The sequence below is a fragment of the Microbispora siamensis genome, assembly GCF_016863095.1.
Lineage (GTDB): Bacteria > Actinomycetota > Actinomycetes > Streptosporangiales > Streptosporangiaceae > Microbispora > Microbispora siamensis.
Window position 1 is genome coordinate 68,993 of record NZ_BOOF01000007.1, and the last position, 8,913, is coordinate 77,905.

At 70.9% G+C, this 8,913-nt stretch carries 6 protein-coding genes; 1 reads left to right on the forward strand and 5 read right to left on the reverse strand.

Annotation, left to right across the window (positions count from 1 at the left end):
• Positions 1-22: 22 nt before the first annotated feature.
• Positions 23-2,461 (reverse strand): GcvT family protein, encoded by a 2,439-nt coding sequence (locus Msi02_RS09865; RefSeq protein WP_204048061.1) that lies wholly within the window; start codon positions 2,459-2,461, stop codon positions 23-25.
• Positions 2,462-2,680: 219 nt separating this feature from the next.
• Here Msi02_RS09865 and Msi02_RS09870 point away from each other — a divergent pair, with 219 nt between their 5' ends.
• The gene (locus tag Msi02_RS09870) at positions 2,681-3,469 is read left to right on the forward strand and encodes an IclR family transcriptional regulator (RefSeq protein ID WP_204048062.1); all 789 of its coding nucleotides are present in this window, start codon (positions 2,681-2,683) and stop codon (positions 3,467-3,469) included.
• Here the strand turns inward: Msi02_RS09870 and Msi02_RS09875 are convergent.
• The 4 genes from Msi02_RS09875 to Msi02_RS09890 all read right to left on the reverse strand — a co-directional run bounded on the left by Msi02_RS09875 (position 3,466) and on the right by Msi02_RS09890 (position 8,844).
• Positions 3,466-5,769, reverse strand: a complete 2,304-nt coding sequence (locus Msi02_RS09875; protein ID WP_204048063.1) for an FdhF/YdeP family oxidoreductase — start codon at positions 5,767-5,769, stop codon at positions 3,466-3,468. The genes Msi02_RS09870 and Msi02_RS09875 overlap by 4 nt on opposite strands.
• A gap of 18 nt (positions 5,770-5,787) precedes the next feature.
• Positions 5,788-6,879, reverse strand: a complete 1,092-nt coding sequence (locus Msi02_RS09880) for an aromatic ring-hydroxylating oxygenase subunit alpha (protein ID WP_204048069.1) — start codon at positions 6,877-6,879, stop codon at positions 5,788-5,790.
• A gap of 134 nt (positions 6,880-7,013) precedes the next feature.
• Positions 7,014-8,099 carry an S-(hydroxymethyl)mycothiol dehydrogenase gene (locus Msi02_RS09885; RefSeq protein WP_204048064.1) on the reverse strand — a complete coding sequence of 362 codons (1,086 nt, stop codon included), beginning with the start codon at positions 8,097-8,099 and terminating at the stop codon, positions 7,014-7,016.
• Between the two features lie 160 nt (positions 8,100-8,259).
• Positions 8,260-8,844, reverse strand: a complete 585-nt coding sequence (locus tag Msi02_RS09890) for a hypothetical protein (RefSeq protein ID WP_204048065.1) — start codon at positions 8,842-8,844, stop codon at positions 8,260-8,262.
• Between the last annotated feature and the right edge of the window lie 69 nt (positions 8,845-8,913).

An 8,913-nucleotide genomic window follows, 5' to 3' on the forward strand; every position in this document is an offset into this window, starting at 1 on the left:
CAATTCAGTCCTTTCGGGCACGTCAGCCGCGCAGCCGTTCCATGGCGGAGTCGAAAAGGGGCTCCTCGGCGACCACGGCGGTCACCCGCCGGTCGAAGTAGCCGACCTCCAGCGTCCGTCCGGGCGTCGCGAGCCCGGCGGGCAGCCAGGCGTAGGCGATGCCCTTGCCGATCGTGTAGCCGAAGGCCGCGCTGGTGACGTAGCCGACGCTGGTCTCGCCGTCGTACACCGGCTCCCTGCCCATGACCACCTGTGTGGGGTCGTCGATGGTCAGGCAGGTGAGGCGGCGGCGCACGTTCTCCTTGCGCCGTTCCAGCGCCTCGCGGCCGATGAAGTCGCCCTTGTCCGTCTTCACGGCGAACCCGAGCCCGGCCTCGTACGGATCGTGCTCGAAGGTCATGTCGGTGCCGAAGGACCGGTAGCCCTTCTCCAGCCGCAGGCTGGCGAAGGCGCCGCGCCCGCCGGCGATGATGCCGTGCTGCTGACCGGCCTCCCAGAGCGTGTCCCACAGCTTGGCGCCCAGGTCGGCGGTGGTGTAGAGCTCCCAGCCCAGCTCGCCGATGTACGACAGCCGCAGCGCGGTGACCGGCACGGTGCCGATGTACGCCTTCTTCGCCCGGAAGTAGCGGAAGCCCTGGTTGGAGAAGTCGGCGTCGGTCAGCGGCTGGACGAGGTCGCGGGCGCGGGGCCCCCAGACGCCCAGGCAGCAGGTGCCGGCCGTGATGTCGCGGACCATGACCGAGCCGTCCGCGGGCAGGTGGCGGTGGAACCAGTCGAGGTCGAGGTTGCCGTTGGCACCGACCTGGAACACGTCGCGGCCCAGCCGGGCCACGGTCACGTCGCTGCGGATGCCGCCGTCCTCGTCGAGCAGCAGGCAGTAGGTCACCGAGCCGACCGACTTGTCCATCTGGCCGGTCGTCAACCGCTGGAGGAAGGCGAGGGCGCCGGGTCCGGCGACCTCCAGCCGCTTCAGCGCGGTCATGTCGTACAGCGCGACGGACTCGCGGGACGCCTGGGCCTCCGCGCCGACGATCGGCGACCAGTAGCGCGCCGCCCAGTCGTTGGGCGTGGGGATGTCGCGGCCCTCAAGCAGGCGGGCGTTCGCGCCGTACCACTGCGGCCGCTCGTAGCCGACGGCCTCCAGGAAGAAGGCGTCCAGCTCGCGCTGCCGGGTGTGGAAGGGGCTGAGGCGCACCGGCCGCGGCTCCTCCATCGGCTGGAGCGGGTGGATGATGTCGTAGACCTCGACGAAGTTCTGGCAGTCGCGGGCCAGCACGTAGTCCGGCGCGAGCTGGTGCGGCTCGAACCGGTTGACGTCGCACTCGTGCAAGTCAAACGACGAGCAGTGGCCGTCGACCAGCCACTCGGCCATCGCCTTGCCGACGCCCGCGGAGTGGGTCACCCAGACCGCCTCGGCCACCCAGAAGCCCTTCACCTCGGGGGACTCGCCCATGAGGGGCATGTGGTCCTGAGTGAAGGAGAACAGTCCGTTGATGCCCTCGTCGATCTTCGCCGCGCGGGTGCCGGGCAGCAGCCGCCGGGTCTCGGTCCAGGCGTCCTCGAAGTCCTCGGGGGTGAACGTGAGCACCGACGGCATGACCTCGGCCTCGTCCACGGACAGCAGGTCCTCTGGGCTGACCGGCATCGGCCGGTGGCCGTAGTAGCCGATGCCGATGCCGTCGAACCGCTGGCGGTAGTAGAGGTCGGCGTCCTGGTGCCGCAGGATCGGCAGCGTCGCCTCCTCCTCGTGTCCGGCGAGGTCGGGCACCTGGCCGGTCCAGGCGAGCTGGTGCGCGAGCGGGGTCAGCGGCAGCGGCATCCCGACCATGCCGGCGACCTTCGGCCCCCAGATGCCGGCGCAGCAGACCACGACGTCGGCGGGGATCTCGCCGTGGTCGGTCACCACGCCTGCCACCCGGCCATCCTCGGTGCGGACGTCGAGCACCTCGTGCCGCTCCAGCACCCGTACGCCGCGCGACCGCGCCCGCCTGAGCTGCGCGTCGACCGCGCGTACGGCCTTGGCGAGGCCGTCGGTGGGGATGAACAGGCCACCCAGCACGGCGCCGGGGTCCACCAGGGGGTGGTGCTCGGCGCACTCGGCGGGGGTGAGCAGGCGCGACTCGACGCCCCAGGACGTGGCCCAGCCGTGCCGTCGGTGCAACTCGGCGAGCCGTTCCGGGCTGGTCGCGACCTCGAGCCCGCCGACCTGGAGGAAACAGGGCTCGCCGTCGAGGTCGAGCGAGCAGAGCTTCTCGACCGTGTAGCGCGCCATCTCGGTCATGGTCTTCGACCCGTTGATCTGGAAGACCAGTCCCGGGGCGTGTGAGGAGGAGCCCCCTGTCGCGGGCACCGGGCCCTGGTCGACCACGGTGACGTCCGTCCAGCCCCGGGCCGACAGTTCGTCGGCGAGTGCCGCACCGACGACGCCTGCTCCGATGATGACGACGCGCGGGCCCGTCATACCCACCTCCGGTGTCGGCACTTGTTGCACAATCCGCAACATCATGCACTTAACGCAACAAGCGTGACGCGTCATATAGCAGGTGTCAAGCACCAAAAACACGACAAAACCGCGCCTGGTGACAGTCGAGGGGAAGATCGGCACCGGGCACGGGGCCTATCCCCTGGGAATCCCGCGACGCCCCAGCTCAGGGTTTGCGTCAGGCGCTACAGTCCGGCTATGAGCAACGACGCTTCCGCCGCCAGGGCCGAGGCCAACGGCGGCGGCGTGCAGTCCGTGGACCGGGCGATCAGCATCATGGAGATCCTCGCCGACCGCGGGGAGGCGGGGGTCACCGAGATCGCCGCCGAGATCGAGGTCCACAAGTCGACCGCGTTCCGCCTGCTGGGCGCCCTGGAGGCGCGCGGGCTCGTCGAGCAGACCGAGGACCGCGGCAAGTATCGTCTCGGCTTCGGGCTCGTCCGCCTCGCCGGCAGCGTCTCCATGCGGATGGACGTCACCCAGCAGAGCAGGCCCGTCTGCCAGCGCCTGGCGGAGGAGATCGGCGAGACGGTGAACATCGCCGTCCTGCGTTCGCACTACGCGGTCAACCTCGACCAGGTGCGCGGCCCCTCCGCCGTCACCGCCTACAACTGGGTGGGTCAGCTCACGCCCCTGCACGCGACGTCGAGCGGCAAGGTCCTGCTGGCGCACGTGGACCGGCAGCGCCGCGAGGACCTGCTGCGCGCCGCCGGCCTGCGGCGCTACACGCCGAACACGGTGACCTCGGTGGAGGACCTGGAGCGCGAGCTCGCGGAGGTGCGCGAGCGTGGCTACGCGCTGACGCTGGAGGAGCTGGAGGTGGGCCTGAACGCGCTCGCCGCCCCCGTCCGCTCCTTCGGCGGAGAGGTCGTGGCGGCGGTCAGCGCGTCCGGGCCCGCCTACCGGTTCAGCGAGGGCCGCATACGGGAGCTCGCCCCCGTCCTCGTCAAGGGAGCAGAGGAGATCAGTCACCGCCTCGGCGGCTAGCCCCTCTCCCTTGCCGCACGCCGCAGCCGTACGACGACGCTCTTGGACGTGGGCGTGTTCGACGTCTCCGCCACCGAGTCCAAGGGCACCAGCACGTTGGTCTCCGGGAAGTACGCCGCGCAGCAGCCACGCGCCGTCGGATAGGCGACGGCGCGGAACCCCTCGGCCACGCGCTCGCCGTCCGGCCACTCGCTGATGAGGTCGAGCATGTCGCCGTCGGCGAGACCGCGCTCGGCCAGGTCGTCGGGGTGCACGAACACCACCCGCCGCCCGTTGGCGATGCCGCGGTAGCGGTCGTTCAGGCCGTAGATCGTGGTGTTGTACTGGTCGTGGCTGCGCACGGTCTGCAGCAGGAGGCGGCCCGGCGGCACGCGCAGCACCTCCAGCGGGTTGACCGTGAAGTTCGCCTTCCCCGTGGCCGTGGGGAAACGGCGCTCGTCGCGCGGCGCGTTCGGCAGGAGGAAGCCGCCCGGCCTGCGCACTCTCGCGTTGAAGTCGTCGAACCCGGGCACCACCCGCTGGATGCGCTCCCTGATCGCGTCGTACCCGGCCTCGAACTCGGCCCACGGCACGTGCGGGTCGTCACCGAGCAGCTCGCGGGCCAGCCGGCACACGATCGCCACCTCGGACAGCAGCGCGTCCGACGCCGGGCGAAGCCGCCCGCGCGAGGCGTGCACCGCGCCCATCGAATCCTCGACCGTGACGAACTGCTCGCCGCCTGCCTGGACGTCCCGCTCGGTGCGGCCGAGCGTGGGCAGGATGAGCGCCTGCTCGCCGCAGACGACGTGCGACCGGTTCAGCTTGGTCGACACCTGCACGGTGAGCCGGCAGCGGCGCAGGGCGGCCTCGGTCGCGGCGGTGTCCGGGGTCGCGGAGACGAAGTTGCCGCCCATGGCGAAGAACACCCTTGCCTCCCCGTCGCGCATGGCGCGGATGGCCTCCACGGTGTCGTGGCCGTGCTCGCGCGGCGGCGGGAAGCCGAACTCCTTCTCCAGCGCGTCGAGGAACTCGGGCTTGGGCTTCTCGTAGATGCCCATCGTCCGGTCGCCCTGCACGTTGGAATGCCCGCGTACGGGACACACGCCCGCGCCGGGACGTCCCACGTTGCCGCGCAGCAGCAGGAAATTGACGACCTCCCTGATCGTCGGGACCGACTTGCGGTGCTGGGTGAGGCCCATCGCCCAGCAGACCACGACAGAACGGGCGGCCAGCACGTCGCGGGCCGTCTCCTCGATCTCCGCGCGGGTCAGCCCGGTCGCCTCCAGCACCTCGGTCCAGTCGAGCCCGCGTACGTGCTTCTCCCAGACGTCGAACCCGTGCGTGTGCGCCTCGACGAAATCGCGGTCCACCACCGTGCCCGGCGCGGCGTCCTCGGCCTCCAGCAGGAGCAGCGACAGCGCCTGGAACAGCGCCAGGTCGCCGCCCAGCCGGATCTGCAGGAACCGGTCGGACAGCGCCGTCCCACTGCCCGCGAGACCGGAGGGCCGCTGCGGGTTGCGGAAGCGCATCAGCCCCGCCTCCGGCAGCGGGTTGACCGCCACGATCCGGGCGCCGTTGCGCTTGGCCCGCTCCAGCGCGGTGAGCATGCGCGGGTGGTTGGTGCCGGGGTTCTGGCCGACCACGAAGACGAGGTCGGCTCGGTGCAGGTCCTCCAGCAGCACCGTCCCCTTGCCGATGCCGAGCGTCTCGGTCAGCGCCGAGCCGCTCGACTCGTGGCACATGTTGGAGCAGTCGGGCAGGTTGTTGGTGCCGAACCGGCGGACGAGAAGCTGGTAGGCGAAGGCGGCCTCGTTGGAGGTGCGGCCGGAGGTGTAGAAGACGGCCTGGCCGGGGTGGTCGAGCGCGCGCAGTTCGCGCGCGACGACGCCGAAGGCGTCCTCCCACGAGATCGGCTCGTAGTGGTCCGAGCCCGCCGGCTTGTACATCGGCTCGGTGAGCCGGCCCTGCTGGCCCAGCCAGTAGTCGCTGCGCCGGGCCAGTTCGTCCACCGGGTGCTCGGCGAAGAAGTCGCGGGTGACCCTGCGGACCGTCGCCTCCTCGGCCACCGCCTTCGCGCCGTTCTCGCAGAACTCGGCGGGACTGCGGTGGCCGTCGCCCTCGGGCCAGGCGCACCCCGGGCAGTCGAAGCCGGACTTCTGGTTCACCCGCAGCAGGGTCAGCACCGTCCGCCCCGCGCCCATCTGCCGGTACGCCGTGCCGAGCGCGTGGCCGACCGCCGGGACCCCGCCCGCCCAATTCTTGGGCGCGCGGATCTCCAGGTGTTCGTCTCCGACGTCCTCCCGAGGGGCCTTACGTGTCACGCCGCATCTCCTCCGAACTCACTCGCCGAGCTTGCCACGAACCCAATCATGGAACAGGCCGATATGGTGCTCGCTCGGCACCAGCACGCCGCCCTTGGCGTACGTGCGGGAGCTCATCGAGGGCTGGGTGCGCTCGCAGGCGTCGAAGTCCTGCACGTTGACCCGGTGGAACAGCTCCACCGACCGGCTGATGTCCTTGCCCGAGGCCACGACCTCCGGCAGGTAGAGCCAGTCGCACTCCACCACCGTGCGGTCGACGGCCAGCGGGAACATCCGGTGGATGATCACATGGTCGGGCACCATGTTGACGAACACCTGCGGCTTGATGGTGATCGCGTAGTAGCGCCGGTCCTGGTCCTCGCTGATGGTCGGAATGCGGTCGAGCCCCTCGGAGCCGTCGACCGTGAACCCCTGGATGTCCTCGCCGAACAGCGCGCCGTGGCCCACGTAGTACTGCGCCGCGTAGCCGTCGGCGAACTCCGGCAGCACCTCGGTCAGCTCGGGGTGGATGGTCGCGCAGTGGTAGCACTCCATGAAGTTCTCGACGATGAGCTTCCAGTTCGCCTTCACGTCGTACACGATCCGGCGGCCGAGCGCCAGGTTGGCGACGTCGTAGTTGTCGAGGGAGGCCACGTCGCCGAGACGCGTGCGCACCTCGCCGAGCACGGTGTCCTCGAACGAGGGCGGCTCGTCGGCCAGGCAGACCCACACGTAGCCCAGCCACTCCCGCACCGCCACGTTGACGAGGCCGTACTCGACCCGGTCGAGGTCGGGCATCTTGGTGAGGTTGGGGGCCGCGATGAGCTTGCCCTCCAGGTCGTACGTCCAGGCGTGGTACGGGCACTGGAAGGCCCGCTTCACCTCGCCGGACTCCTCGGTGCAGATCCGGGCGCCGCGGTGGCGGCAGACGTTGTAGAACGCGCGGATCGAGTTGTCCCGCGCCCGGGTGATCAGGATGCTCTCGGTGCCGACCTGGACGGTCCTGAACGCCCCGGGCTTGGGCAGGTCCGCGGCCCGGACCGCGCAGAACCACATCGACTCGAAGATGCGCTTCTGCTCAGACGCGAAGACCTGGGGGTCGGTGTAGTGCTCGCCCGGCAGCGTGGCCATCAGGCTGGGGGGCAGGCTCGTGGTGCTCACTTTGGCTCCTGGTGGTCATGCGCAGTGGTCGTGCGCAGTGGTCCTGCGTAGCGCGTCGCGGATCTGAGAGGTCAGGGGAATCCGGTCAGAGGGCGGAGAGCCGATCAGAGCACGACGACGGAGCGCAGCACCTCGCCGTGGTGCATCTTCTCGAAGGCCGCCTCGACGTCCTCGAGCGCGATCGTCTCGGTGACGAACGCGTCCAGGTCGAGCCGTCCCTGCTGATAGAGGGAGACGAGCATCGGGAAGTCGCGGCTCGGCAGGCAGTCGCCGTACCAGGAGGACTTGAGCGCGCCGCCGCGGCCGAAGACGTCGAGCAGCGGCAGTTCCAGCGTCATCTCCGGGGTCGGCACGCCGACCAGCACGACGGTCCCGGCCAGGTCGCGGGCGTAGAACGCCTGCTTGTACGTCTCGGGGCGGCCCACGGCCTCGATCACGACGTCGGCCCCGAACCCGCCGGTCAGCTCGCGGATCGCCTCCACCGCGTCGGTCTCGCGCGAGTTCACGGTGTGCGTGGCGCCGAAACGCCGGGCCCATTCGAGCTTGGTGTCGTCCACGTCGACCGCGATGATCGTGGTCGCGCCGGCCAGGTGCGCGCCCGCGACGGCCGCGTCGCCCACGCCGCCGCAGCCGATGACGGCGACCGAGTCACCACGGGTCACCCCGCCGGTGTTGATGGCCGCGCCGAGCCCCGCCATGACCCCGCAGCCGAGCAGGCCGACCGCGACCGGCGACGCGCTCGCGTCGACCTTCGTGCACTGGCCGGCCGCGACGAGCGTCTTGTCGGCGAACGCGCCGATCCCGAGCGCCGGGGACAGCGGGGTGCCGTCGGCCAGCGTCATCTTCTGCGTGGCGTTGTGGGTGGCGAAGCAGTACTGCGGGCGTCCGCGCAGGCAGGCGCGGCAGGCGCCGCAGACCGCGCGCCAGTTGAGGATGACGAAGTCGCCGGGGGCGACGTCGGTCACCCCCTCGCCGACGGCCTCGACGACACCGGCCGCCTCGTGCCCGAGGAGGAACGGGAAGTCGTCGTTGATGCCGCCCTCGCGGTAGTGCAGGTCGGTGTGGCACACCCCGCAGGCCTGCACGGCCACGAGTGCCTCACCCGGGCCCGGGTCGGGGACGACGACGGTCTCCAAGCTGACCGGCTGTCCCTTACCCCTCGCGACGACCCCGCGGACTTCGTGCGCCATGTCTCTCTTTCCCTCGATCAGTCAGCATGCGTTAGTTGTGCAACACGAAACACATAGCACTATGCGCAACAGACTGAGGCCGTGCAGGGCCACTGTCAAGGGCTGAAGTGAGGGTTGTCCCCTGCCGGTCAGGCGGCCCGCGGCCACCTGACCGTGCCGATCAACGCAGGCCCTGCTCCAGTTGGGTGATGACCGGGGCGAGCAGGTCGTTCAGCTCCCGTACGAGGACCGCGAGCGCGCGGTGCGCCGTCTCGGCCAGGTCGTGCGCGGGCCCGTCCGGCGCGGCGGGCAGGTCGTCCAGCGGCACCGGGGCGTCCACGAGCAGGGTCGGACGCAGATAGGGGACCTTCGCGAGGTCCTGCTCGGCGGGCTCGACGAACTGGCCGAAGATCTCCGGCCAGTCCCGCCAGCCGCGGTCGCGCCACCAGTCACGCGACACCGTCAGCGCGGCCGGCAGCGGAGAGACGATCGTGACACGCGCCGTCAGCGACCCGTCCCAGGTGTTGCGCTCGCAGGAGGCCGACAAAATCCGCCGGTGCCAGCGCACGAACCCCGGCGAGGTCAGGGGCGGGGTGGCGATCCGCCAGGCCGCGCACGCGAACGCGACCGGGGCGATGTCACCCCACACCCCCTCGAACTCGCCGATGTTCTCCCACACGCGCTCGGAGTAGTGGCTGACGCCGCTGTAGCGGACGCGCTCCCGGTCGGAGCGGCCGTCGATCCAGAACGCCTGCTGGCCGGCCATGCGCCGGGGTCAGCCGTTCGACGCGGCGGTGGTGGGCGCGGCGACGGCGGCGGGCGCGGTCTCGCCGGT

Coding starts and splice junctions, on each gene's coding strand:
- Msi02_RS09890 (WP_204048065.1), bottom strand. CDS start 8,844: ATGGCCGGCCAGCAGGCGTTCTGGATCGACGGCCGCTCCGACCGGGAG.
- Msi02_RS09880 (WP_204048069.1), bottom strand. CDS start 6,879: ATGGCCACGCTGCCGGGCGAGCACTACACCGACCCCCAGGTCTTCGCG.
- Msi02_RS09885 (WP_204048064.1), bottom strand. CDS start 8,099: ATGGCGCACGAAGTCCGCGGGGTCGTCGCGAGGGGTAAGGGACAGCCG.
- Msi02_RS09870 (WP_204048062.1), top strand. CDS start 2,681: ATGAGCAACGACGCTTCCGCCGCCAGGGCCGAGGCCAACGGCGGCGGC.
- Msi02_RS09865 (WP_204048061.1), bottom strand. CDS start 2,461: ATGACGGGCCCGCGCGTCGTCATCATCGGAGCAGGCGTCGTCGGTGCG.